At 61.6% G+C, this 23,872-nt stretch carries 22 protein-coding genes; 15 read left to right on the plus strand and 7 right to left on the minus strand.

Annotated elements, in window-relative coordinates; translation table 11 throughout:
* Nucleotides 1-179: 179 nt before the first annotated feature.
* On the plus strand, nucleotides 180-1,220 hold the full coding sequence (locus BC443_RS01450) for a folate-binding protein YgfZ (protein ID WP_083387146.1): 1,041 nt from the start codon (nucleotides 180-182) through the stop codon (nucleotides 1,218-1,220).
* Between the two features lie 15 nt (nucleotides 1,221-1,235).
* On the opposite strand, the gene BC443_RS01455 is transcribed toward BC443_RS01450, so the two are convergent.
* The 3 genes from BC443_RS01455 to BC443_RS01465 all read right to left on the minus strand — a co-directional run bounded on the left by BC443_RS01455 (nucleotide 1,236) and on the right by BC443_RS01465 (nucleotide 4,255).
* A complete protein-coding gene (locus BC443_RS01455) occupies nucleotides 1,236-2,006 on the minus strand; it encodes a TatD family hydrolase (RefSeq protein WP_071230065.1) in 771 nt (256 codons plus the stop codon).
* A 2-nt stretch (nucleotides 2,007-2,008) separates the two neighbouring features.
* Nucleotides 2,009-2,500, minus strand: coding sequence for a large-conductance mechanosensitive channel protein MscL (gene mscL, locus BC443_RS01460; RefSeq protein WP_348769663.1), 492 nt, complete (start codon nucleotides 2,498-2,500; stop codon nucleotides 2,009-2,011).
* A 165-nt stretch (nucleotides 2,501-2,665) separates the two neighbouring features.
* Nucleotides 2,666-4,255, minus strand: coding sequence for a peptide chain release factor 3 (locus BC443_RS01465; protein ID WP_071230067.1), 1,590 nt, complete (start codon nucleotides 4,253-4,255; stop codon nucleotides 2,666-2,668).
* A 307-nt stretch (nucleotides 4,256-4,562) separates the two neighbouring features.
* Here BC443_RS01465 and BC443_RS01470 point away from each other — a divergent pair, with 307 nt between their 5' ends.
* The 5 genes from BC443_RS01470 (at nucleotide 4,563) to BC443_RS01490 (ending at nucleotide 8,199) form a co-directional block, all read left to right on the plus strand.
* Complete coding sequence (locus BC443_RS01470) at nucleotides 4,563-4,790, plus strand: hypothetical protein (RefSeq protein WP_071230068.1); 228 nt, start codon at nucleotides 4,563-4,565, stop codon at nucleotides 4,788-4,790.
* A 227-nt stretch (nucleotides 4,791-5,017) separates the two neighbouring features.
* Entirely contained in the window at nucleotides 5,018-6,289 is a 1,272-nt protein-coding gene (locus tag BC443_RS01475) for an ATP-binding protein (protein WP_071230069.1), read from the plus strand.
* A 39-nt stretch (nucleotides 6,290-6,328) separates the two neighbouring features.
* The gene (locus BC443_RS01480; protein WP_071230070.1) at nucleotides 6,329-6,883 is read left to right on the plus strand and encodes a response regulator transcription factor; all 555 of its coding nucleotides are present in this window, start codon (nucleotides 6,329-6,331) and stop codon (nucleotides 6,881-6,883) included.
* 32 nt (nucleotides 6,884-6,915) lie between these two features.
* Nucleotides 6,916-7,737, plus strand: coding sequence for an inositol monophosphatase family protein (locus BC443_RS01485; protein WP_247643190.1), 822 nt, complete (start codon nucleotides 6,916-6,918; stop codon nucleotides 7,735-7,737).
* A 192-nt stretch (nucleotides 7,738-7,929) separates the two neighbouring features.
* A complete protein-coding gene (locus BC443_RS01490; RefSeq protein WP_071230072.1) occupies nucleotides 7,930-8,199 on the plus strand; it encodes a GrxA family glutaredoxin in 270 nt (89 codons plus the stop codon).
* Nucleotides 8,200-8,320: 121 nt separating this feature from the next.
* Here the strand turns inward: BC443_RS01490 and BC443_RS01495 are convergent, their stop codons facing one another.
* Nucleotides 8,321-9,673 carry an MFS transporter gene (locus tag BC443_RS01495; protein WP_348769664.1) on the minus strand — a complete coding sequence of 451 codons (1,353 nt, stop codon included), beginning with the start codon at nucleotides 9,671-9,673 and terminating at the stop codon, nucleotides 8,321-8,323.
* A gap of 377 nt (nucleotides 9,674-10,050) precedes the next feature.
* Here BC443_RS01495 and BC443_RS01500 point away from each other — a divergent pair, with 377 nt between their 5' ends.
* The 5 genes from BC443_RS01500 to BC443_RS01520 all read left to right on the plus strand — a co-directional run bounded on the left by BC443_RS01500 (nucleotide 10,051) and on the right by BC443_RS01520 (nucleotide 14,202).
* Nucleotides 10,051-10,926 carry an acyltransferase gene (locus BC443_RS01500; protein WP_071230073.1) on the plus strand — a complete coding sequence of 292 codons (876 nt, stop codon included), beginning with the start codon at nucleotides 10,051-10,053 and terminating at the stop codon, nucleotides 10,924-10,926.
* Complete coding sequence (locus BC443_RS01505) at nucleotides 10,866-11,756, plus strand: LysM peptidoglycan-binding domain-containing protein (RefSeq protein WP_083387147.1); 891 nt, start codon at nucleotides 10,866-10,868, stop codon at nucleotides 11,754-11,756. Before BC443_RS01500 ends, BC443_RS01505 begins: the two co-directional genes overlap by 61 nt.
* Nucleotides 11,757-11,893: 137 nt before the next feature.
* Nucleotides 11,894-13,051 (plus strand): glycosyltransferase family 1 protein, encoded by a 1,158-nt coding sequence (locus BC443_RS01510; protein ID WP_071230074.1) that lies wholly within the window; start codon nucleotides 11,894-11,896, stop codon nucleotides 13,049-13,051.
* Nucleotides 13,020-13,577, plus strand: coding sequence for a phosphatase PAP2 family protein (locus BC443_RS01515; RefSeq protein WP_071230075.1), 558 nt, complete (start codon nucleotides 13,020-13,022; stop codon nucleotides 13,575-13,577). Before BC443_RS01510 ends, BC443_RS01515 begins: the two co-directional genes overlap by 32 nt.
* Before the next feature lie 7 nt (nucleotides 13,578-13,584).
* Nucleotides 13,585-14,202 (plus strand): alpha-ketoglutarate-dependent dioxygenase AlkB, encoded by a 618-nt coding sequence (locus BC443_RS01520; RefSeq protein ID WP_071230076.1) that lies wholly within the window; start codon nucleotides 13,585-13,587, stop codon nucleotides 14,200-14,202.
* 120 nt (nucleotides 14,203-14,322) lie between these two features.
* Here BC443_RS01520 and gcvT read toward each other — a convergent pair whose 3' ends face one another.
* Both gcvT and BC443_RS01530 read right to left on the minus strand, forming a co-directional pair.
* Nucleotides 14,323-15,435: a glycine cleavage system aminomethyltransferase GcvT gene (gcvT, locus tag BC443_RS01525; protein WP_071230077.1), complete on the minus strand. Its 1,113-nt coding sequence runs from the start codon at nucleotides 15,433-15,435 to the stop codon at nucleotides 14,323-14,325.
* Between the two features lie 37 nt (nucleotides 15,436-15,472).
* Complete coding sequence (locus BC443_RS01530; protein WP_071230120.1) at nucleotides 15,473-16,861, minus strand: sodium:alanine symporter family protein; 1,389 nt, start codon at nucleotides 16,859-16,861, stop codon at nucleotides 15,473-15,475.
* A gap of 512 nt (nucleotides 16,862-17,373) precedes the next feature.
* Between BC443_RS01530 and gcvH the strand changes: the two genes are divergently transcribed.
* Both gcvH and gcvP read left to right on the plus strand, forming a co-directional pair.
* On the plus strand, nucleotides 17,374-17,778 hold the full coding sequence (gene gcvH, locus BC443_RS01535; RefSeq protein ID WP_071230078.1) for a glycine cleavage system protein GcvH: 405 nt from the start codon (nucleotides 17,374-17,376) through the stop codon (nucleotides 17,776-17,778).
* A 92-nt stretch (nucleotides 17,779-17,870) separates the two neighbouring features.
* Nucleotides 17,871-20,771: an aminomethyl-transferring glycine dehydrogenase gene (gene gcvP / locus BC443_RS01540; protein ID WP_071230079.1), complete on the plus strand. Its 2,901-nt coding sequence runs from the start codon at nucleotides 17,871-17,873 to the stop codon at nucleotides 20,769-20,771.
* 105 nt (nucleotides 20,772-20,876) lie between these two features.
* Here gcvP and BC443_RS01545 read toward each other — a convergent pair whose 3' ends face one another.
* Complete coding sequence (locus BC443_RS01545) at nucleotides 20,877-21,812, minus strand: LysR family transcriptional regulator (protein ID WP_071230080.1); 936 nt, start codon at nucleotides 21,810-21,812, stop codon at nucleotides 20,877-20,879.
* 237 nt (nucleotides 21,813-22,049) lie between these two features.
* Here BC443_RS01545 and BC443_RS01550 point away from each other — a divergent pair, with 237 nt between their 5' ends.
* Together BC443_RS01550 and ppnN are read left to right on the plus strand one after the other, a co-directional pair.
* On the plus strand, nucleotides 22,050-22,379 hold the full coding sequence (locus tag BC443_RS01550) for a YfcL family protein (protein WP_083387148.1): 330 nt from the start codon (nucleotides 22,050-22,052) through the stop codon (nucleotides 22,377-22,379).
* A gap of 34 nt (nucleotides 22,380-22,413) precedes the next feature.
* The gene (gene ppnN, locus BC443_RS01555; protein ID WP_110632827.1) at nucleotides 22,414-23,778 is read left to right on the plus strand and encodes a nucleotide 5'-monophosphate nucleosidase PpnN; all 1,365 of its coding nucleotides are present in this window, start codon (nucleotides 22,414-22,416) and stop codon (nucleotides 23,776-23,778) included.
* Nucleotides 23,779-23,872: the final 94 nt, after the last annotated feature.

The following is a 23,872-nucleotide window of genomic DNA, read 5'->3' on the forward strand; positions in this document are numbered from 1 at the left end:
GTAACGAGATTCAGATAAGGTTCAGACAACGTTCAGGCCAGCAGCATAGCGTAGCACGTCGTTTTCGGGGCCGACGTTGCAATGCAGCGGAATCGACGCCATCTTGACGCCAGACTTGTACCGATATCCAAGCACCTGGTATCCCGGTACGCCACCAACATTGTTACGGGAGAGTTTGGATGGACGATTGGCTGGCACATCTCACGGCCGCAGGCGGGCGCCAGTTGAACGATCACGACTGGCATTTCCCGGAAAGCGGTCATCGGCTTGCCGAGGGCAATGGCCTGATACCGCTGACGCATTTCCGCATTCTGGAATGCGAAGGACCCGATGCCGCTCGCTTTCTGCAAGGTCAGACCAGTGCCAACACCGATCACGCCGATGGCGCTTTTGCCCCGTTGACGGCCTTCTGCACGCCCAAGGGCAGAATGATCGCCAATGCCGAGATACTCAAGGTCTCTGCCGAACGCTACTGGCTGCTGCTGGATGCCTCTCTGGCGGGACCGCTGGCCACGCAGCTGGGAAAATACGCCCCTTTCTACAAGATGACGCTGCGCCATCGCGAGGACCTGGCAATCATCGGCATGGTCGGCGAGCCCGAGTCATGGGCCGAGGCCGATCTTCCCGATCTGCCCCGCCTCGACTGGCATATGGCACAGCAGGACGACGTTCTTGCCTTGCGTCACCCTGCCAGCCGATCACGCTTCGTATTGATCCTGCCCACGTCTCAGGCTGCTGCCCGTTGGGATACGTTGCGTCGCCATGCCGATCCCGCCGATACGGCCCTGTGGCGGCGCGCGGACATCGGTGCCGGCGTCGCCTGGCTAACCGCCGAACACAGCGATGCGTTCCTGCCGCAGATGATCAACTGGGAAGCGTTGGGCGGAATCAGTTTCCGCAAGGGCTGTTACACCGGGCAGGAGGTCGTGGCGCGGGCGCATTTTCGCGGGCAGGTCAAACGGCGCTTGCAGATCGCTACCCTGGAAGGCGCTTCGATACCGGCCATCGGCGACGAGATCCGTAGCGCGGAAGACAAGCGCGTGGGAGAGATCTTCCAGGCCACGGCCGGTGACGACACCGAACGCTGCGACATCCTCGCTGTCATCAATACCAGTGTGGATGGCGAATCGGCGCTGTTCGTGGGGGATCGCAAGCTGACCCTGCGTGAACTGCCTTATCCGCTGGAGCGTCTCGACCCTGAGCGGATCGTGGGCGACTGACACACGGACCGAAGCTCACCCGTCAGCATCGAGACCGAACAGCCGGTGCGTGTTGACCCACGCGTTGGCGATCACGGATTCCCGTGTCTGGCCTCGCAGTCGGGCAACCGACTCGGCTGTCTCCATCAGGTGGGCAGGTTCGTTACGTTGCCCCTGGCGCCCGGATAGCGGCATGTCCGGGCTGTCGCTTTCCAGCACGAAGCCGTCGTCGGGGATCGACTGCACCGCCCGATGCAGTCGTTTAGCCCGATCGTAAGTCACCGCGCCTCCCAACCCGAGACTATAACCGAGATCCAGAAATCTCCTGGCCTGCTGCGGGCTGCCCCCGAAAGCATGAATCAATCCCCGCGCCGGCAGATCGAGCTGCCTGAGCCGCTTGGCCACCTGGTCGTCGGCATGGACGCAGTGAATGATGATGGGCAGCCGATGCCGTTTGGCCAGTTGAAGCTGCGCCTCGAACAGCGACCACTGCTGCTCCAGCGTATCCTCGAATCTGGCATCGATGCCGCATTCACCGATACCGACCAGATGCTCGTGACGCCCGATTTCCTCCGCCAGCGCTTCCAGATCGCTGTCCGCATGCGCCTCGACGAAATAGGGGTGCAACCCAAGCGAAACGACGACGTCATCACGCTCGCCTAGATCGAGCACGGCAGGCCAACGCTGACGGGTCGTGCCCGGCACCAGGAAGCGCGAGACGCCGGCCGCGTGAGCGCGTTCGAAAACGGCTTCGCGATCGGTGTCGAAACGGTCGAAATCCAGATGGCAATGGGAGTCGAAAAGCATGATCAGCTCCCGACGTTCTCTTCCTGCAAAGGCAGTTCAGCGGTGCAGTGACCGCATTTGGTCGCCTTGATGGGGATCGTCATGAAGCAGTACGGGCACGCCTTGTCCGTCCGTGCCTGGGGAGCGACAGCCTCCTCGCGCTTCAGGCGATTGATGGTGCGTACCAGCAGAAAGACGACGAAGGCGACGATGACGAAACTGAGAACCGCATTCAGGAACAGCCCATAATCCAGCGTGACGGCGCCAGCCTCCTGCGCGGCCGACAATGTTGCATACGGCCCCGGGGTGCCGCCTTCCTTGAGCACGACGAAGAAATTCGCGAAGTCGACACCACCGATGAGCAATCCGAGCACCGGGTTGAAGACATTTTTCACCAGGCTCTGCACGATCAACGTGAAAGCGCCACCGATGATAATGCCTACCGCCATATCGACGACGTTACCCTTGACGGCAAACTCTCGAAACTCTTTCAAGAATTTGGAAGCCATCGCCATTCTCCTTTTTCTGGTCGACCGGATTGCCCAACAACGAACCATTGCTCGTGCTCGTGTACGAACCATCGGCGCCTGCCCAATGCGCGAATGGCCTTCGTCAGCATGGCGCAAGCATTACGGAGCGGCAAGATTCATAAGGCCGCTCCTGTCAGGCAATGCCGGCACTCAGTGCTCGCGGGTGGCCCTGAACTCGATTTCCGGCCAGCGCTCCTGGGTCATCTGCAGGTTGACGCGGGTCGGCGCCAGATAGGTCAGGTAATCCCCGCCATCCAGGGCCAGGTTGGTACTGGCCTTCCGCTTGAACTCGTCGAGCTTCTTGGCATCCTTGCTGTAGATCCAGCGGGCCGTGTTGACGTTGACCGGCTCATAAAGGCAGTCGACCTTGTACTCCTCCTTGAGGCGGTGCGCGACCACATCGAACTGCAGCGTACCTACCGCACCGACGATCAGATCGTTGTTGTCGAGCGGCAGGAAGACCTGTGTCGCGCCCTCTTCGGAGAGCTGCTGAAGCCCTTTCTGCAGCGCCTTCATCTTGAGCGGATCACGGAGCCGGACGCGGCGGAACAGTTCCGGGGCAAAATGCGGGATCCCGAGGAAGCGCATATCCTCGCCGGCGGTGAAGGTGTCCCCGATCTGGATCGTGCCGTGATTGTGCAGACCGATGATATCGCCGGGCCAGGCCTCTTCCACGTGAGACCGGTCGGATGCCATGAACGTCAGCGCGTCCGCGATCTTGACATCCTTGCCAATGCGCACGTGGCGCATCTTCATGTTGCGTTCGTACTTGCCGGAGCAGATGCGCAGAAACGCCACACGGTCGCGATGCTTGGGATCCATGTTGGCCTGGATCTTGAAAACGAAGCCGGAGAAACGCCCATCGTCGGCCACCACTTCACGGGCATCGGTTTCCCGGGCCTGGGGCGTCGGTGCGAACTCGACGAACCCGTTGAGCATTTCACGCACCCCGAAATTGCCCATTGCGGTGCCGAAATAGACCGGAGACAGCTCCCCCCGACGATAGGCTTCCAGGTCAAACTCATGCGAAGCGCCCCGTACCAGCTCGACCTCCATGCGCAGCTCTTCCGCCGCGCTCTCGCCGAGTATCCGGTCGACCTCTTCGCTGTCCAGCCCTTCGATGCGCTTGTCTTCCGGAATCCGGTTGCCCTGCCCCTGGGTATAGAGATGGATCACATCGTCATAGAGATGGTAGACGCCCTTGAACTGACGCCCCATGCCGATCGGCCAGGTCATTGGCGCACACTGCATGCCGAGGACCGTCTCGATCTCGTCCATCACCTCGATCGGATCGCGTGTCTCCCGATCCATCTTGTTGATGAAGGTCAGGATCGGCGTGGTGCGCAGCCGACAGACTTCCATCAACTTGATGGTACGGTCCTCGACGCCCTTGGCGGCATCGATGACCATCAAGGCGGAATCGACGGCGGTCAGGGTACGGTAGGTATCTTCGGAGAAATCCTCGTGGCCAGGGGTGTCGAGCAGGTTGACGATGCGCCCGTTGTAGGGGAACTGCATCACCGAGGTGGTGACCGAGATGCCACGCTCCTGCTCCATCTTCATCCAGTCGGACGTGGCGTGACGCTCGGCCCGCTTGCTCTTGACCGAACCGGCGAGCTGAATGGCATTTCCGAACAGCAGCATTTTCTCGGTGATCGTGGTCTTGCCCGCATCCGGGTGGCTGATGATGGCAAAAGTGCGGCGGAGGGCCGCTTCCTGCGCAAGCTGAGAATCTGACATGAGTGGTTTCACTGACTGAAGGCGACTCACACGGCATCGATCGATAGTGAGTTCGCGGGAAATCGAAGATAGCGGCGATTAGATGGCGGCGATTGTACGCGTTGAGCCGCAAGAGTTGTAGCTGCCTCGATGCCAGCCTTCCTGGGCTCGAAAAGCGCTTGATCTCGTCTTTCAGCATGAGAAAAAGCGCTATCAAGTCGTCTTTTCTCGACGGGTTGGGCGCATGGCGACGTGGTAGCCTGCTTGTGACATTCCCCCGGCATTCACGCCGAAACATTCCAAAGACTTCCAGCGCAGAGGCTCCGAAATGAAGCCAATTCTAGGGCATGACGCCGACGACAAACCGCTCCGCGAGGGCGATACCGTAACGATGGATGCCTCCCGGGCTGCTTCGGACGCCCCGTCGCTGGGCATCGTTGCCGGCCTGGCGCCCCACAACAACCCCGACGATGCGGTACAGAGCTTGCGCATGACCGATGGCAGCGTGGTCTACGACGTTCATTGTCGCCGGACGGATGCCACGTCCTCTCATTGACAGCGGTAAAGCCCGTTTCGCCCGTTGCGGGTCGATGAATCCTGACCAGTTGTCAATCCCTCGCCGGCCAGACCTGCCTGCGACAAACGGGCGCCCCTCTTCCCCCCTCTCGACGGCCTGAACGCACTCACGCCGCTTCCCGGCATGCGTTACCATAAGGAAGACGCGGGCAGCGATATCGAGTCAGCCGCCCGTCAATCGATCGCCGACTCGACTCCGGAGAGACCATGCTGCAGCCGCTTCCGCTTTCGACGCCGAACCGCAACCTGGTTCGCTTGACGATTGTCCGCGGCATCACCTGGACCGGCTTTCTCGCCGCAATCATCTTCGGCATCGAAGTGCTGGGATTCCAGCTGCATGTGCTGCCGGTCATCAGCATCATCGTCGCCATGGGGTTGTTCAACGTCGCGACCTGGTGGCGTCTTGGCAGACCCCGGGCGGTTACCGATACCGAATATCTGCTGCACTGGCTGGTCGACATTGCCGGGCTGAGCCTGCTGTTCTACTACACCGGCGGTTCGACCAACCCCTTCATCACCTATCTGCTGGTTCCACTGGGCATCGCCGCCGCCACGCTTCCCTGGCTCCACGCCTGGATCATCGCCATGGCAGCCACCGCCAGCTACACCACGATGATGCTGTTCTACCAGCCGGTTCCACAGCTGACCAACAGCACCATCGTCTTTGGTGTGCAACTGCATACCCTGGGGATGTGGCTGAACTTCATTCTCTCCGGCAGCCTGCTGACGTTCTTCATCTTCAAGATGGCGCATACGCTGCGTCGCCGTGACATGACCCTGTCCCGCACCCGTGAAGCGGCGTTGCGCAACGAGCAGATCCTGGCAGTGGCCACCCAGGCCGCCGGCACCGCTCACGAGCTCGGTTCGCCGCTCTCGACAATGGCGGTGCTGCTCAATGAAATGCGCCACGAAGCCAGTGAACAGCCGGCATTGATCGAGGATATCGACATGCTTCGCAAGCAGGTCGATACCTGCAAGCAGCGCCTGCAGACCCTCGTCGCCAATGCCGACCGACGCCGCCTGGAAAAGCCCGAGATATGCCGCGCCACTCCCTGGCTCGAGAATCTGATCCAGCGCTGGCTGGTATTGCGGCCGGACGTTCATCACCGGCTGGAGGTGCTCGGCAAGCGAGGTCAGCCCAGCATTGCGGTGGACGCGACGCTGGAGCAGGCATTGATCAACCTGCTCAATAACGCGGCCGATGCCAGCCCCGATGCGATCGTGACCAGCCTAGACTGGAATGCCGAAGAGGTAGTCATCGATATCCGCGATCATGGCCCGGGCGTACCGATGTCGATCGCGGATCAGTTGGGCGACACCTTCATCTCGACCAAGAGCAAGGGCATGGGTATCGGCCTGTTTCTGACTCACGCTACCGTCAACCGGTTCGGTGGCGGCGTCAGTCTCTACAACCATGAAGAAGGCGGTACGTTGACCGAGGTCAAGCTTCCCCGCGTCAAGGCTGGCGAGAGCCTGTGATGTCACCTCGGTCCGCCATACACCGATGAGGAGTCAGCAATGAGTGACCAGGAACGGACGAATCCGCAGGAACGCCTGCTGATCGTCGACGACGACGAACAGCTCTGTTTCGTCATGGAGCGCGCCATGCGCCGCCGCGGCTACGACGTGGTCGTCGCCCATACGCATGAGCAGGCCCTCGCGGCAGCGCGGGAAGCACCGCCCGCACTGGCGACGCTGGACCTCAAGCTGGAATCCGACTCCGGCCTGAAACTGCTGCCCGCGCTACTGGAGGTGGCCCCGGCGTGTCGCATCGTCGTGCTGACCGGCTACTCGAGCATCACCACTGCCGTGGAAGCGATAAAACTGGGCGCGGTCAACTACCTCTGCAAGCCCGCCGACGCGGACGAGATCCTGCTGTCGCTGGAGCGCGAAAGCGGCGATGTCGATGTGGAAATCGCCGACAACCCGCCGTCGGTCAACCGCGTGACCTGGGAGCACATCCAGAAGGTCCTGCATGAGCACGACGGCAATATCTCTGCCACGGCCAGGGCGCTGGGCATGCACCGCCGCACGTTGCAACGTAAACTGCAGAAACGTCCGGTAAGACACTGACGACTCACTTTCCCATCCGACAGGAGCCCAACGTGAATCACCCCCAACGCCTCGAACAGATGATCCGTATCGCCCGCCGGGCCGGCGACATGATCGTCCAGGCACGCCAGAAGCAGAACTTTTCCCACGATTACAAGGGTGGGGACGAACTGGTGACCGAGGTGGATGTGGCCGTCGACCAGATGATCGCCGAGGAACTCGAAGCCCTCTTCCCCGGCGAAGCCAGGCTGACCGAAGAGCTAGCGCCGGATCGCAGTCAGCTCGAGCAGCGCGGCCCGCTCTGGGTCGTCGATCCCATCGACGGTACCGTCAACTTTGCCTATGGGCACGCTCACGTTGCCGTATCGATCGCCTGGGCAGTGGATGGGGAAGTCCAGCTCGGCGTGGTTCACGCACCGTTCCTCGGCGAAACCTTCACTGCCATGCGCGGCCAGGGGGCGCGGCTCAACGAGGAATCGATGCACTGCAGTCGGCCGACGACACTGGAGCGAAGCCTGGTCGCGACGGGTTTTCCGTACGCCCGCGACAAACGCGCCCCGCTGATCAGGCGACTCAATCACGTCGTCCATGCCTGCCGCGACGTGCGGCGTAACGGCTCCGCCGCCCTCGACCTCTGCCATGTCGGCTGCGGCCAACTGGACGCCTACTACGAGAGCGTCTCGCCATGGGATTTTGCCGCCGGGCTGCTCATCGCGCGGGAGGCCGGCGCCAGCACGAGCCACCTCTACGAATGTCCGGAAGGACTCCCAGTCGAACTCTACGGCGAGAATCTGCTGGTCAGCGCTCCCGGTATCCACAGTGCGCTGGGAGACCTGCTGCGTGCTGCCGATGCAGGGCGTCCCGTGGCGCCATGATCCCGCTGTCCCGCCACGGTCTCGAGTTACCGCGCCACTGACGATCTTCAAGGTGGCAGACACCATGAAGCTTATAGCGGCGCGCAATGATGCACGTAGAAAGACTCTATTGGGCCGACGGGGTTTAATACGAAAGAATAAGCCCCATCTCGTTTTCAGGCCTATACATAATCCGATACAGGAGAATTACCGATGCTGACCGTCATTTTCGGCCGTCCCGGTTGCCCGTTTTGCGTTCGCGCCAAAGATCTGGCCGAAAAGCTGAAGGAAGCTCGCGAAGACTTCGATTACCGTTATATCGACATCCACGCTGAAGGCATCACCAAGGCCGACATGGAAAAGACGATCGGCAAGCCGGTGGAAACCGTGCCACAGATCTTTGTCGACCAGACGCATATCGGTGGCTTCACCGAATTCGACCAGTACGTGCAGGACAAGGCACTGATGCCGGAAAGCGTCTGATCGAGACAGGCGGAAGCGAAGATCCAAAAAAGCCGGCGCGAGCCGGCTTTTTGTCGTTCATTGGGATGTTTTCCCGTCATGTCTAGAGCTTTCCCGTCATGGCTGTTTGTCGGGCCGATACTCACGCCGGCTGAGCCGATGGCTCATCGAAGGTCAGGTCCGGCTCGCCCTCCAGATCCAGCTCATACTGATAAGGCCCATGTCGTGGGTCCAGTTCGTTGATGTAGTGCGTCGATTCCACCATCGGCACCAACGGGGTGTAAGGCTCCTGCTCCTCTGGTGCCATGACCGGTTCGCGGCGCCACAACCGATAGACGATGAACAGAGCCAGGCCCAGCGCCGCTGCGCCCAGGAACAGCCAGAGACCGTCCGGCCCCATCCCTTGCATCAACAGAGACGCACTGAACGGGCCGACGATCGAGCCTACCCCGTAGCACATCAGGATCTTGGCATTGGCCTGGATCGTCTCCTCGGGCTCCAGCCAGTCGTGGGTATGCGCCAGGCTCAGCGAGTAGAGCGTATGCAGCATCGCGGTGTGGAAACTGGCCACGAAAACCAGCAGCCAGTAGCTGGATCGTGCGGCAAACACGATCAGAATGCCCGAGATGGTCATCACCAGCGCCATGCACAGGATGACCTTGCGCCTATCGAAACGGTCCGAAATCCGCCCGAGCGTCCATTGGGCGATGAGGGCCACCAGGGTCGTGATCGACATGAACTTCGCCGTCTGCGCAGTGGTCAGCCCGATCTCCTGGCCGTAGTACGGCGTCATGGCGAAGAAGGCCTGCACCATCAACCCTGCCACGAACGCGCCGACCAGGCCCACCGGTGCGCGCGCCAGCAACGTTCGCATCGAGATCTTTGCCGACACGTCGTGGCTGCTGCGTAGCGGACCTTGGATACGGTGAATCGACAGCGGCACCAGCGACAGCGCGAACAGGATGCCGGCTACCGAAAACAGCACGAACGTGCCGGGGTCGGCCATGTTGAGCATCCACTGCCCGCCCGCCAGCGACAGGGTCGAGATCACCAGATACCACCCCAGCACCCGCCCTCGGTTTTCGTTGGTCGACTCGCCGGATACCCACGACTCCATCACCATCAGCAGCCCCGCCGTCGCCGCGCCGCCGAACAGGCGCCAGACCAGCCACGCCCACGGATCGACCCAGAGCCCGTGCAGGATGGCCGTGGCCGCCAGCAATGCCGCACAGGCGGCGAATACGCGAATGTGCCCTACGCTACGGATGCGCTTTTCCAGCCAGTAGCTACCGGCGACGAAACCGAGCGAAAAGCAGGACATGAGCAGACCTGCCATCTGCGACGGGAACGCCTCCAGCGACATCCGTACGCCCAACAGCGTCATGATCAACCCGTGCCCGAGAAGGAAGCTGATTTCGCAAAGAAACAGAATCGGTAGAGTCGCGGGTAATGAACGCAACGGCATTCTCCAGACAGCAGCGGTTGAGAAACCCATCCGACGAGTTGGCACCGATCCGGCTCGATGAACGGCACCTCATCGCGAACGGAGGCAAAAACGGCGGCAGTCTATCAATTTAGAGGCGATCTTGCCGAGATCCTGCGACATCCGTAACCAGCCGACACCGACATGAATTATTCACATCTTCTGTGGATAACGCTGTGCATTTCCGGTGACGGACAGCAACGGTCGTCGTTCCTACCCATGCTGACCTTAAATTGGTCAGTTTTTCGACAATGGCAAATCTCACTGTTCACCCCAAGCCACGCCCTCGCCATCCCGTACACTGTCGCCCCCGCGAACGGGAACCCGATGCGCTGTGCAGCCTGACGACATTCCAGTAACATTGAGCCAAGTCATTGATGGAGAATGGCATGTCGACCCTGAAAGGGTGCATCAGCGTCCTGTTGCTGGTTCTCAACACGCTTTTCTGGGGCGTGCCTCTGATCGTACTGACGGCGGTAAAACTGGTCACACCGATTCGGCGCTGGCGCCTGCGGGTGCTCGGCGGATTGCACTGGATCGCACTCGCCTGGGTGAAAACCAACAATGCCTGGATCCGCTACTGGATTCACCCACGGATTCGAGCCGATGTTCCCGAGTCGCTCTCGCCGAACCAATGGTGGCTGGTCATGGCCAACCATCAGAGCTGGACCGATATCATCGTCATGCTCTACGTATTGACCGGTCGCCTGGCCATGCCGAAGTTCTTCCTCAAACGGGAACTGATCCTGGTTCCCATCGTCGGCCTGGCCTGGTGGGCTCTCGAGTTCCCGTTCATGCGTCGCTACAGCCGTGAAAAACTCGCTCGCCGCCCCGGGCTGGCCGAGCAGGATCGCCGGGCGACACAGCGAATGTGCGAACATGCCCGGGAAATGCCCATGACGATCTACAACTTCGTCGAGGGGACTCGATTCACACCGGAGAAGCAACGCCAGCAGCAAAGTCCCTATCGGCATCTGTTGCGACCCAAGGCCGGCGGTGTCGCCCAGGTCATCGGGCTGTTGGGGTCACGCCTGGACGGCATCATCGACGTGACGTTGCACTACCGTCGTGGCACACCCAATTTCTGGGATTTCCTCTGCGGCCGCGAGCGGGATATCGCAATGATCGCGCAACGCCTCGACAGGCCGGACTGGATGCTGAAGGGGAGCTACGACGACGCCCATTACAAGGAACGTTTCTACACATGGTTGAACGCAAGGTGGCAGGAAAAAGACGCGGCGCTCTCCTCCTACTGCTGGGATTGATTCTACTGCTCGGGGGTTGCGCGAGCGGTGGCGGAGCCAGCATCTCCAACGGAGGCGGCTGGGTGACGGTGCAACGCGGAGATACGCTGGGCAAGATCGCCGATCAAGCCGGCATTCCACTGCTTCGCCTGCAGCGCTTCAACCCTGGCGTAGACTCCCGCCAGCTGGCCATCGGTCAACGCCTGATGCTGCCCTCACGGCAGGAACGCGCGCCGGGCGGTGGCCCCTACCGTTATCAGGTGAGGCGCGGTGATTCCCTCTATTCGATTGCCCGCTATTTCGGTGCCGACCCGCAGCGCGTCCAGGCCGCCAACACGGGAATCGACCCTTCCCGGCTGGCCGTGGGGCAATTGATTCAGGTGCCAATCGGCGGCGGTTCGAGCAGCGGCGGCAGTCGTGCCGCGTCAGCACCGGCAGCTTCGCGCTCGCTTCCGGATCCCGGCCCGCTCCCCGCTTCGGCGCGCCAATGGCAATGGCCATTGGCGAACTACGCCGTCGAGCGTCGTTTCGGTCGGGATGCCCACGGCACCCTTCAGCCGATGATGCTGTCGACGCCCTCCCCGGCGGTCGCCAAGGCCACCGCGCCGGGCAAGGTCCGGTTTGCCAGCGGCATGCGCCAACTGGGTCAGGTGGTCATTCTCCACCATGCCGACAACATGCAGAGCGTCTACGCCTTCTGCGACAAGCTGAGGGTCTCCGAAGGAGACTCCGTCTCCAGCGGGGCACCGCTATGCGACATCGGTCAGGAAAGCGGCAGCAGCCGCTATCACCTGCTGTTCGACCTTCGTCATGGCGGAAAGCCCGTGGATCCCGCGCGCGTGCTACGCTAATCGGCGTGTCATGCATTCGTCATCACCTTGACACATTGGCGTCATCGGTACCCCGCAGGATCGACAACCAGATCGATTACGGTTGGCGGCGAGTCGGGAATCCAGACAGCTTCGCTGGCGTGGAAGGAGTCATCAAAATGCGCATAGCCCTGGTCAGTGAAACCTGGGCGCCGGAGGTCAACGGCGTCGCTCACACCCTGAGCCAACTTGCCAGCCACCTGGTCTCCAAAGGCGTCACGCTGCAACTGATCCGACCCGATCCGGCGGGTGGCGAGCGTGATGCCCTGGCGGAAAGAGATGTTCACGTCCGCGGCGTTTCGCTACCGATCTATGCCGACGTCCATGTCGGCTGGCCGTGCCGACGTCGGCTGGTGCGGCTCTGGCGCCAGGAACGTCCCGACGCCATCTACATCGCCACCGAAGGTCCTCTCGGCTGGTCAGCCTTGAATGCGGCAAGGCACTTGCAGATACCGGTCGTCAGCGGGTTCCACACCAATTTCGATCAGTACGCCAGTAATTACCACCTCGGCTGGAGCATTCCGATTGCCCGCCGCGGTCTGCGATACTTCCACAATCGCTGCGACGCGACGCTGGTGCCCACGTCGGCACAGCGTCAGGCCCTGGAGGATAATGGCTACCGGCGCGTCTCGGTGCTGGCGCGGGGGGTGGACGCCGAGCGCTATCAACCCTCACGGCGGGATGCGGAACTGAGACGCCAATGGGGCGCCAGCCCGCACGATCCGGTGGCGCTTTATGTCGGCCGGCTCGCCAGCGAGAAGAATATCGAACTGCTGGCCACCACCATGGCGGCCATGCAGCGGGCCAACCCGTCGCTGGTACAAGTGCTGGTGGGCGACGGCCCTGCTCGCAGGAGCATTGCCCAGCGACTGCCCGACGCCGTGTTCACGGGCTTCCAGAAAGGAGAAGCCTTGGCGCGCCATTACGCCAGCGCGGACATGTTCATCTTTCCTTCGCTCTCGGAAACCTTCGGCAATGTAGTGCCAGAGGCGATGGCGAGCGGACTCGCCGTCGTGGCATTCGATCATGCCGCAGCGAAGGAGTTGATCACCGATGACGTCGATGGGCGGCTGGTCTCGCCGGACGATCGCGATGGCTTCATCCAGGCAGCGAGCGAGCTTTGCCAGCAGCCCGCTCTCTACGCCCGCCTGGGTCGCCAGGCACGCCAGCGCGCTTCGGGGCTGAGCTGGGCCCATATCGGCGACCGTTTTCTTGCCCATCTCATTCAGGTCCAGGGAACACAGCATGCCGCCACGCACTCAACGTCTCAGGTTTGAACAGCTGGATCGCGCCGAGAGCCGGCTCAGCCACTGGCTGGCGGAATTCTCTCGCCTCGCGCCGACCCTCTGGCTATTCCGTCTGGTCAGCCGTCTCGGCGACTGGCCGGCCTGGGTCGCAGTCGCCCTGCTGCAACCCCTCCTGCTGGGCCGGGAGGGATGGCTGATCGCGGCGCACTGGGGGCTGACGGCCAGCGTTGCCGCTCTCGTGTATCGCCTGCTCAAGACCCAGCTGTGCCGGGAACGCCCCTACATCACCTTCGATACGATCCGCTGCACGATGCCGCCGGTCGACCGTTACAGCTTCCCCAGCGGCCACACCCTGCACGCGGTGATGTTCAGCTGTCTGACCGCCGCGAGTACTCCGCAGCTACTGCCGATCGTGATTCCGCTTGCCGTCCTGATCGCGATCTCGCGCGTGGTGCTGGGTCTGCACTATGTCAGCGACGTCATCGTGGGGGCGCTGCTGGGATTCGCTCTGGCCTGGGGCAGCGGCCTGGCCGCCCTGTTCTTCTGGGGCGGGTAACGCTGCCATGTCCGAGCCGGACAGCAACGATTGGCAACGCATCGAAGAGTCGCCGATGCTGGCTCTGCTACCGAATTTTCTCGACGAAGAAGAGGCTTCCCGGCTCTGTCTCGCGCTCGATCATCAAATCGAATGGACCTCCCCAACCCTTCAACTTTACGGACGCCGGCACGTCATTCCGCGCTCCCAATGCTGGATGGGCGACCATGATGCGCACTATCGCTACTCCGGGCGTGCGTTCCAGCCACAGCCGTGGCATTCGCAGATCGAAAAGCTTAAGGATCGGGTTCAGCAGCTATTGCAGGCCCACGAGATGCCGTCGGCCGGTTTCAATAGCGTGCTGCTGAATCGCTACGCCAACGGCGAGCAGCGCATGGGCTGGCATAGCGACGATGAGCCGGAACTCGGCGAGGATCCGATCGTGGCCTCGGTGTCGCTGGGTAGCGAGCGTCCTCTTCGTTTTCGGGAGAAGACGGCCACACCTCGCCGCGCCTTCAACGTCTGGTTGCCCCACGGCAGCCTGTTACTGATGGGGCCCGGCGCCCAGGCCAGGTGGCAACACGCATTAGCCCCGCGAGCGATCGACGGCGTTCGTATCAATCTCACTTTCCGACGGATTCTTTAGCGTCTCCACCCTTTCCAGCTTCAGCACCTCTGCCTGGAAACAAAAACGCCTCCCTGATTTGGGGAGGCGAAGGAAGATAACGGTATAAATAGAACTCGACGGCTTCGAGTCCTGCGTCGATTATCCGCGATAGTAATTGGCCGGCACGAATGGCATCGCGCTGATGGTCATCGGCAACCGCTTGCCACGGACATCGGCATAGAGTGTCGTGCCTTTCTCGGCCGCCTCGATCGCTACGTAGGCCATGGCGACCGGCGCCCCGATGCTGGGCCCGAAGCTTCCCGACGTGACCTGTCCGACCTCGCGGTCATCCGCGTCGAACAGTTTGGCACCCTCCCGCACTGGCGCCCGGCCCTCGCCGATCAATCCGACGCGACGGCGACGGTGGTCCTTGGCTTGCAGTTGATGCAGCACCATATCGGCCCCGGGGAAACCGGCCTCCCGCTCGCCGCCAACCCGGCGCGGCTTGCCCACGGCCCAGGAGAGGCTCGCCTCGACGGGCGTAGTCGTGGTGTCGATATCGTGACCGTAGAGGCAGAGGCCGGCCTCGAGACGCAACGAATCCCGCGCTCCGAGGCCGATCGGCTCGACTTCCGGCTGATCGAGGAACCAGCGCGCCAGCGCTTCGGTGGCCTCCGCCGGTACCGAAATCTCGAACCCGTCCTCACCGGTGTACCCGCTGCGACTGATCCATAGCTCATGACCCATCACCTCGAAACGGCCATGCTGCATGAACACCAGTTCGCAGGCAGCCGGGCAGAGACGCTGCATGACGTCGCGAGCCTGCGGGCCTTGCACGGCCAACAAGCCCCGATCCAGAACTTCCACGTCATGGCCGGTACCGAGGCCGGTGCGCATCAGCGCAACGTCCTGATCCTTGCACGCCGCGTTGACAACCACGTACAGCGAATCGCCATGATTGACGATCATCAGGTCGTCCAGGATGCCGCCTTCGCTGTTGGTGAACAGGGCGTAGCGCTGCCCGCCTTCGGCCAGCCCCACGACATCGGCGGTCACCAGGGTTTCCATCGCCGCGGCGGGGGAAGGCCCGGTCACTCTCACCTGGCCCATGTGAGAGACGTCGAACAGACCACAGGCCCGACGCGTGTGCTCGTGCTCCTTCTTGACGCCCAGCGGATACTGCACGGGCATGCTGTAGCCGGCGAACGGCACCATCTTGCCACCGAGCTCTTGATGCAGCGCGAACAGCGGGGTCTGTTTCATAGTAGACATCGAAGTCTCCAGTTAAGCGCAGAGAGAAAAGTCATGCTTATCGATCACGGCCTTCCAGCGCCTCTCCCGGCAGAACGGTCTTGCCGGCGAAGTGATCGCGAGTCAGCTTGAATACGACCGGGGACAACAGCGCCAGAGCGATCAGGTTCGGGATCGCCATCATCGCATTGAAGGTGTCCGCCACCAGCCAGATGAAATCCAGCTTTGCCATGGCGCCAACTGGCACCGCCAGCACGAACAGAATCCGATAGAGCAGAATCGCCCGGTCGCCGAACAGGTACTGAAAACACTTCTCGCCGTAGAACGACCAGCCCAGGATCGTCGTGAAGGCGAATATCGACAGCGCGATCGCGACGATATGCTGGCCGATACCCGGCAGCGCGCTATCGAAAGACAGCGAGGTCAATGCCGCGCCGCTTTCGCCGTCCAGCCAGTGTACCGAAGTCAGAATGACCAGCGCGGTCATCGTGCACACGACCAGCGTATCGATGAACGTGCCCAGCATGGCGATCAGCCCCTGACGGACCGGATTACGCGTCTGCGCGGCCGCATGCGCGATCGGCGCACTACCCAGACCGGCCTCGTTGGAAAAGATCCCCCGCGCCACACCGAAGCGGATGGCGGCTGCGACCGCAGCGCCGGCGAAACCGCCACTGGCCGCGATGGGCTGGAACGCGTGCGCGAAAATCGTGCCCAGGGCGTTACCGATCTGATCGGCATTGATGATCAGCACGACGATGCCGGCGGCGAAGTAGGCCACGGCCATCAATGGCACCAGCTTGCCGGCAACACTGGAAATACGCTTGATTCCCCCCAGAATGACCGCACCGGCGAGCACCATGATGATGACTCCGGTCAGCCAGGCAGGCACGCCGAAGGACGTCGTCAATGCATCCGCGACGGAATTGGCCTGCACGGTATTACCGATACCGAAAGCCGCCACGGCACCAAAGAAAGCGAACATCCCGCCCAGCCACGCCCAGCGCTTGCCCAGCCCGTTACGGATGTAATACATCGGCCCGCCGACGTGATCACCCCGGGAATCCGTCTGCCGATACCGAACTGCCAGCACGGCTTCGGCGAATTTCGTTGCCATGCCGACCAGCGCAGTCAGCCACATCCAGAACACTGCCCCCGGGCCGCCGAGCGCGATGGCCGTGGCCACACCGGCAATATTCCCTGTCCCTATCGTGGCCGAAAGCGCCGTCATCAGCGCATTGAACGGTGATATCTCGCCGTCGTTGTGGCTGTCGGCCTCGCTGCGGCGGCCGCTCCATAGCAAACTGAAACCGAGCCCAAGCTTGCGGATGGGCATCAACTTGAGCCCCAGTTGCAGGTAGATACCGACCCCGAACAGCAGAATCAGCATCAGCGGGCCCCAGACCACGCCGTTGATAGCGCTGAAAATCGTAGTGAGTTGATCCACGTCGAACTCCATTTATTGGGTTGTTGTCGCTGTCGAACAGGCCAGAGCGTGCCGCAATAGCCACGAACGCTCATGGATGGCCAAAACGTGGCAACGATAGAGGATTCCACTACGCATCCACAATGATCCCAAAGCCTTTACCCCTCTGCATGGGCCTCGGCGTGTCGTTGGCTACCTTAGCGAAAAGCCTCTTTTGTTTCCAATAAGAAACACGTGCTCCCGGCTTCGAGGGAAAGCGCCAGGCCGTCAAATTTCCGACACCATCTTCCGATGGCGCTTCCTGGCACCGATGACTGGCCGGAGCCCCTGCATCGAAAGTGCGCAGCCACGCCACGAGGGACGGAAACCCTCCTTACGAGACTGGACGTTTCCCGGATCTGGGCTCAATCTAGTAGCGCGATTCCTGTTCCTTGAGCGGGAAGCATGTGGGGCTATGCCAATCGACGCCACATTGAGGCATAATGCCCACCAAAATTACCTGACTCGAAAATTGTTTCGTATAGGAAACCTTCATGAGCGAAATCCCCAACAACCTGCTCTATACCGACAGCCACGAATGGGTGCTGGACAACGGCGATGGTACGGTGACCGTCGGCATTACCGATCACGCTCAGGAAGCACTGGGTGACGTGGTCTTCGTCGAATTGCCGGAAGCGGGCCGCGAACTGGATGCGGGCGACGAATTCGGCGTCATCGAGTCGGTCAAGGCCGCGTCCGACCTCTACTCGCCGCTGGCGGGTGAAGTCGTCGAGGTCAACGAAGCACTGGAGGACAGTCCCGAGACCGTCAACGACTCCCCTTATGGCGAAGGATGGATACTCAAGCTGCAACTGGCGGACCAGAGCGATCTGGAATCGCTGATGTCGGCCGAGGCCTACTCCGGTCTGGTCGCCGCCGAGGAAGATCAGGACAGCTGATCATTCTCCTCCATGCCCTCAAGCCGTGACCGTTCGGTGGCGAGCCATCGAGCGGTCGATTTCCCTTCCCTGCCAACCTCGCCGGATAGATCATGCCCACCGAGACTCGACCGTTAACCGACCTGGCCAATCACGCCGACTTTCTTCAGCGCCACAATGGTCCTGCGCCCAGCGATATCAGCGAGATGCTCAAGACGCTCGATATGCCATCGCTGAAGACACTGATCGATCGAACCATACCCAAGGGGATTCGTCTCGAAGGCGATCTGGACCTGGATGGTCCGCGCGGAGAATCAGAGGCGCTGGACTATCTGCGGGGTCTGGCACGGCAGAACAAGGTGTTCAAGAGTTACATCGGCCAAGGCTACTATCCGACGCATCTCCCGGCGGTGATCCAGCGCAACGTGCTGGAGAACCCGGGCTGGTATACTGCCTATACACCCTACCAGCCGGAAATTGCCCAGGGGCGTCTCGAAGGGCTGCTCAACTTCCAGCAGATGGTAATGGACCTGACCGGCATGGCCATCGCCAACGCCTCGCTGCTCGATGAAGCGACGGCGGCTGCCGAGGCGATGGCGCTGTGCCGGCGTGCGAACAAGAAGCACAAGAGCCAGCGCTTCTTCGTGGCGGACAACGTGCTGCCGCAGACCCTGGACGTCCTGCGCACGCGCGCGGCCTACCTGGGCTTCGAACTGGTCGTGGCCCCTGCGCCCCGGCTCGCCGAGGAAGACGTGTTCGGCGCCCTGCTGCAATACCCGGGTGTCGACGGCGATATCGGTGACATCGAAGGCATCGTTGCCGAGGCGCGCTCGCGCCAGATCATGACCTGCGTGGCGGCGGATCTGATGAGCCTGGTCATGCTCAAGGAGCCAGGCGCCATGGGTGTCGATATCGTGCTGGGCAATTCCCAGCGGTTCGGCGTCCCCATGGGCTACGGCGGCCCACATGCAGCCTTCTTTGCAACCAGCGAGGCGCTCAAGCGTTCGCTGCCGGGCCGCGTCATCGGTGTCTCCAAGGATAGCCGTGGACGCCCGGCGCTGCGTATGGCGATGCAGACACGCGAGCAGCACATCCGCCGCGAAAAGGCCACGTCCAACATCTGTACCGCGCAGGCGCTGCTGGCGAACATCGCGGGCTTCTACGCCGTCTACCATGGTGCCGAGGGTCTCCGCACCATCGCCGGCCGCATTCACCGCCTGACCACGCTGCTGGCGTCGGGTCTCGAACGCCATGGCATCACCCTCAAGCACGACAGCTGGTTCGATACTCTGACATTGACCGGCGTGGACAGTCATCGCATCCAGGGACGCGCCCTGACCCACGAGATCAATCTTCGTTACCCCGCCGACGGCGAGGTCGGCGTGAGTCTCAACGAAACCACCACCGCCGCCGACCTGGCGGCACTGTTCGACGTGCTGATCGGCGAAGAGCATGGTTTGTCGGTGAGCGAGCTCGACCGGGAGGCCGTCGAGCGCGGCGCCAGCGGGATTCCGACCGCCTACCGTCGCGACAGCGAGTTTCTCCAGCATCCCAATTTCCAGCGTTTCCGCAGCGAGACCGAAATGCTGCGCTATCTCAAGCGGCTGGAAAATCGCGACCTGTCGCTCACGCACGCGATGATCCCGCTGGGTTCATGCACCATGAAGCTGAACGCCACCAGCGAAATGATTCCGATCACCTGGCCGGAATTCGCCAACATTCATCCGTTCGCGCCCAGCGAACAGACGTCCGGCTACCGCCAGATGATCACCGAGCTCAGCGATTTCCTGATCGAGATCACCGGCTACGACAGCATCTCGATGCAGCCGAACTCCGGCGCCCAGGGTGAGTACGCCGGGCTGGTCGCCATTCGCCGCTACCAGGCCGCCATCGGCGAAGGTCATCGCGATATCTGCCTGATTCCCAGCTCGGCGCATGGCACCAACCCCGCTTCTGCCGCGATGGCGCAGATGAAAGTCGTCGTCGTCGAATGCGATCGGGACGGCAACATCGACATGGCCGATCTCGAGGCCAAGGCTACCCGGCACCGCGACAATCTCTCCGCGATCATGCTGACCTATCCCTCGACCCATGGCGTGTTCGAGGAGAATATCCGCCAGGCCTGTCAGCTCATTCACGACAACGGCGGCCAGGTCTACATCGACGGAGCCAACATGAACGCCCAGGTCGGCCTGTGCCGCCCCGGGGACTATGGCGGCGACGTCTCGCACCTCAATCTGCACAAGACGTTCTGCATTCCGCATGGCGGCGGCGGCCCGGGCATGGGTCCGATCGGCGTCAAGGGGCATCTGGCCCCCCATTTGCCCAATCACGTCGTGACCCCGCAGGAAGGGATCGAGAAGGACTCGGGCGCCGTCTCGGCTGCCGCTTTCGGCAGCGCTTCGATCCTGCCAATCTCCTGGGCGTACATCAAGATGATGGGCGCTCGTGGTCTGCGCGAAGCGACCGAGTTGGCCATCCTCAATGCCAACTACATCGCCAAGCGGCTGGCGCCGCACTATCCGGTGCTCTACCAGGCCGCCAATGGCACGGTCGCTCACGAGTGCATTCTCGACATGCGTCCGCTCAAGGCGACGTCGGGTATCAGCGAAGAGGATATCGCCAAGCGCCTGATGGACTACGGCTTCCACGCCCCGACGATGTCCTTCCCGGTTGCCGGGACACTGATGGTCGAGCCGACCGAATCCGAATCCCGCTACGAGCTCGATCGCTTCTGCGATGCCATGATCGCCATCCGTGAAGAGATCGCGCGAGTCGAGTCCGGCGAATGGCCGAAGGATTCGAACCCGCTGGTGATGGCGCCCCATACCATGGCGGATATCACCGAGGAGAGCTGGGAGCGCCCCTACTCCCGCGAGCGGGCGGTCTTCCCCACGGAAGCCGTGCGCGATGCCAAGTACTGGCCGGCCGTCAATCGTGTCGACAACGTCTTCGGCGACCGCAACCTGATCTGCAGCTGCCCGCCGATCGATGCCTACCGCGATGCGTCATAGATTGACGCTGCATTAGCAAAAACCAGAACGGCCGCTCGATGAGCGGCCATTCTCGATCCAACGAATATCCGGTAGACGACGCACCGAGTGAGCGCGCCGCAGCTATCAGACCTCTTCGCTTCCCGTCGTTTCCAGCGTGGGAAGATCACTGTAGCCGTAGAGAGCATTGAGACGCTGCTGGCGAAACGACTCCAGCAACTGGCGATAGCGTTTGGGCAGCTCGACATCCGTCCGCGATACCAGGTGCAGTGTCTCGTAGACCGGCTGCGACAATGTCATCTCCTTGACCTGGCGCTGCCATGGCGAGGTTTCCAGTACGGGCCGGGAAACCACCGTGAATCCCAGCCCACGGGCCACCGCATCCAGCACCTGGCCCACTTCGTTGGTGAAACCCTGGCGCGGGAAATGGCTCATGCTGCGAAATTCGCTGCCGAAGTTGCTCCGCAGCAGGAGACTCGCATTGGTATTGCCATCGTTGTAATTGACGAACCCCAACGCCAGCAGCTCACTGAAAGTGGTTCCCGTGAAATCCGCCGGAACCACCAGACACAGGGGCTCCTGGTGCCAGGCCTCGAAGGTCAGATCGGGCTGCTTGCTGATTTCGGTGACGATGCCAACGTCGTAGCGCCCCGCCACCACGTCATGGGCAATTTCATGGTTGAACGCAAAACTGTAGTTGACCGTCAACCCGGGATGCATCTGCTGATAACCCAACAGGAACGGATAGAACATCAGGCCGACGCTACCCGGAGAGGCGATCCGACACTCGCCGCTGTCCGGAGAGTCGTCATCCAGCGAATGGCGGAAATGTTCGTGCTCGGCAAACAGCTTGACCGCATAGTCGTAGGCCCGACGGCCGGGATCGGTCAACGAGAAACGGCGGCCGTGACGATTGAGCAGGGAGCGTCCGAGATACTCCTCGAGCTTGCGCACATGCTGGCTGACGCCTGGCTGGGTCATGTCGAGTTTGCGCGCGGTCTGGGTAAAGCTACCCGTCTCGACGAGCATCATGTAAGTACGGAAATACTGGGCGTTGAACATGGGAATTCGAACCACTCAAGCTGTACGGCAGTTAAAGCGCTTCGACCCGGAATGCGCCGCAGACCGCATTTCGATAACGCCTAGTTGTCAGATATGAACTTTCCAATCATACCAATTTATAGGAAAAACCGCACCTGTTAACCACCTCAACCACTGCCCGACCACGGTCGTCGACACGTAGCACTGTTTGCCAGCCGCCCCCGACACACCCAGCCCCACTGCGACGACCAGCCGCTCATGTTAGCATTGGCAAGCTCCCACTCAGGATTGAAGAACCCTATGTCTGATCCCTTTGCGCAGCGCGCCAAGGCCGTGCAGCAAACGCTACTCGTGATGGAAGAAAATGCCGATGACAGCGAGCTTTTCGCCCTAGGCTACATGATTCCGCAAATCGGCCTGGTACAGGAAATGGCCGAATACGATCCGGCTGAAGTCGAGGCCGAAGATTTCGATGCGACCTACTGGCAGTGGCTGGAGAGCACGTTCGCCCAGGACAACATGAGCGAAGCCGATCAAGAGCAGATCGCCTCTCTCTGGCAGACCGCCGCCGCACGCGCCGCTCTTTGAATGACCGATATCTACTTCCATGAGGATGCCGTCCATGCCTGAGACGCTATCAACCATCGTTTCCCCCGAGGGTAGTCTCGAGGTGCTGTCTCAATCCGAAGTCAATCGACTGCGGGACACGTCGACGAGCGGCCTTCACGATCTGGTCAGACGCTGCGCGCTGGCGATTCTCAATTGCGACACGCCCACCGACGATGGCCTGGCGGTGATGGAAGCCTATCAGGATTTCGACATCGAGGTTCTGCAGCAGGATCGCGGTATCCGACTCAAGCTCTCCAATGCCCCGGCCTGCGCGTTCGTCGACGGACGCATGATTCGCGGCGTGCGGGAACAGCTCTCCGCAGTGCTGAGAGACATCGTCTACGTCTACAACGAGATCCAGAACAATCCCAAGTTCGACCTGGAAACCAACGAGGGATCGACCAACGCCGTCTTTCACATCCTGCGTAACGCCAGCACCCTGCGCACGGCCCAGGAACCAAGCATGGTGGTGTGCTGGGGCGGGCACTCGATCACCCGCGAAGAGTATGACTACACCAAGGCCGTGGGTTACCACATGGGCCTGCGCGGGCTGGATATCTGCACCGGCTGCGGCCCGGGGGCCATGAAAGGCCCGATGAAGGGCGCCAACCTCGCCCACGCCAAGCAGCGTCGCAAGGACAGCCGCTACCTGGGCATATCCGAACCCGGCATCATTGCCGCCGAATCGCCCAACCCGATCGTCAATGAACTGGTCATCATGCCGGACATCGAGAAACGTCTCGAAGCTTTCGTGCGTATCGGCCATGGCATCGTGGTATTCCCGGGCGGTGTGGGCACGGCGGAAGAGATCCTCTATCTGCTCGGCATTCTGATGCACCCGAAGAACCGCGACATCCCTTTCCCGGTCATCTTTACCGGGCCGGAAAGCGCGCGGGCCTATTTCCAGCGTATCGACGAATTCCTGCGTTATACCCTGGGGGAAGACGTGGGCCGATATTATCGTATCGTGGTAGACGATCCGGTCACGGTGTCTCGCCTGATGCGTGACGGCATCCAGGAAGTCGCCGAATTCCGTCGCCAACAGAACGATGCGTTCTACTTCAACTGGCGGCTGAATATCGAGCGCGGATTCCAGGAGCCCTTCGAGCCGACTCACGAGGCCATGGCAGCACTGGCGCTTCACCATGACCAGCCCAACCACATCCTGGCCGCCAATCTGCGTCGCGCGTTCTCGGGAATCGTTGCCGGCAACGTCAAGGAACCCGGCATCCGCGCCATCGCAGCCCGTGGCCCCTTTCGGCTGCATGCAGAGCCTGAACTGATGTCCCGCCTGGATGCACTGTTGACGTCATTCGTCGCCCAGGGCCGCATGAAGCTGCCCGGCAAAGAATACGTGCCCTGCTACACCCTTGGCTAAGCGCAACGATTCGCTGGGCCGCTGACGCAAAGCGCGGCGTTTGGAAGTCGGAAACGGTGGATCTTGGAGACGAAGACGGCGGGCCAATTGGCCC

It is taken from the genome of Salinicola sp. MIT1003, assembly GCF_001858555.1.
Lineage (GTDB): Bacteria > Pseudomonadota > Gammaproteobacteria > Pseudomonadales > Halomonadaceae > Salinicola > Salinicola salarius.

Excerpts from the sequence above, each read along its gene's own strand:
- BC443_RS01465 (WP_071230067.1), bottom strand. The coding sequence starts at position 4,255 with ATGTCAGATTCTCAGCTTGCGCAGGAAGCGGCCCTCCGCCGCACTTTT.
- BC443_RS01515 (WP_071230075.1), top strand. The coding sequence starts at position 13,020 with ATGCCGCCACGCACTCAACGTCTCAGGTTTGAACAGCTGGATCGCGCC.
- gcvH (WP_071230078.1), top strand. The coding sequence starts at position 17,374 with ATGAGCGAAATCCCCAACAACCTGCTCTATACCGACAGCCACGAATGG.
- BC443_RS01490 (WP_071230072.1), top strand. The coding sequence starts at position 7,930 with ATGCTGACCGTCATTTTCGGCCGTCCCGGTTGCCCGTTTTGCGTTCGC.
- BC443_RS01545 (WP_071230080.1), bottom strand. The coding sequence starts at position 21,812 with ATGTTCAACGCCCAGTATTTCCGTACTTACATGATGCTCGTCGAGACG.
- BC443_RS01475 (WP_071230069.1), top strand. The coding sequence starts at position 5,018 with ATGCTGCAGCCGCTTCCGCTTTCGACGCCGAACCGCAACCTGGTTCGC.
- ppnN (WP_110632827.1), top strand. The coding sequence starts at position 22,414 with ATGCCTGAGACGCTATCAACCATCGTTTCCCCCGAGGGTAGTCTCGAG.
- BC443_RS01550 (WP_083387148.1), top strand. The coding sequence starts at position 22,050 with ATGTTAGCATTGGCAAGCTCCCACTCAGGATTGAAGAACCCTATGTCT.
- mscL (WP_348769663.1), bottom strand. The coding sequence starts at position 2,500 with ATGGCGATGGCTTCCAAATTCTTGAAAGAGTTTCGAGAGTTTGCCGTC.
- gcvT (WP_071230077.1), bottom strand. The coding sequence starts at position 15,435 with ATGTCTACTATGAAACAGACCCCGCTGTTCGCGCTGCATCAAGAGCTC.
- BC443_RS01480 (WP_071230070.1), top strand. The coding sequence starts at position 6,329 with ATGAGTGACCAGGAACGGACGAATCCGCAGGAACGCCTGCTGATCGTC.
- BC443_RS01520 (WP_071230076.1), top strand. The coding sequence starts at position 13,585 with ATGTCCGAGCCGGACAGCAACGATTGGCAACGCATCGAAGAGTCGCCG.
- BC443_RS01495 (WP_348769664.1), bottom strand. The coding sequence starts at position 9,673 with ATGGGTTTCTCAACCGCTGCTGTCTGGAGAATGCCGTTGCGTTCATTA.
- BC443_RS01500 (WP_071230073.1), top strand. The coding sequence starts at position 10,051 with ATGTCGACCCTGAAAGGGTGCATCAGCGTCCTGTTGCTGGTTCTCAAC.
- BC443_RS01455 (WP_071230065.1), bottom strand. The coding sequence starts at position 2,006 with ATGCTTTTCGACTCCCATTGCCATCTGGATTTCGACCGTTTCGACACC.
- BC443_RS01450 (WP_083387146.1), top strand. The coding sequence starts at position 180 with ATGGACGATTGGCTGGCACATCTCACGGCCGCAGGCGGGCGCCAGTTG.
- BC443_RS01510 (WP_071230074.1), top strand. The coding sequence starts at position 11,894 with ATGCGCATAGCCCTGGTCAGTGAAACCTGGGCGCCGGAGGTCAACGGC.
- BC443_RS01470 (WP_071230068.1), top strand. The coding sequence starts at position 4,563 with ATGAAGCCAATTCTAGGGCATGACGCCGACGACAAACCGCTCCGCGAG.
- BC443_RS01505 (WP_083387147.1), top strand. The coding sequence starts at position 10,866 with ATGGTTGAACGCAAGGTGGCAGGAAAAAGACGCGGCGCTCTCCTCCTA.
- gcvP (WP_071230079.1), top strand. The coding sequence starts at position 17,871 with ATGCCCACCGAGACTCGACCGTTAACCGACCTGGCCAATCACGCCGAC.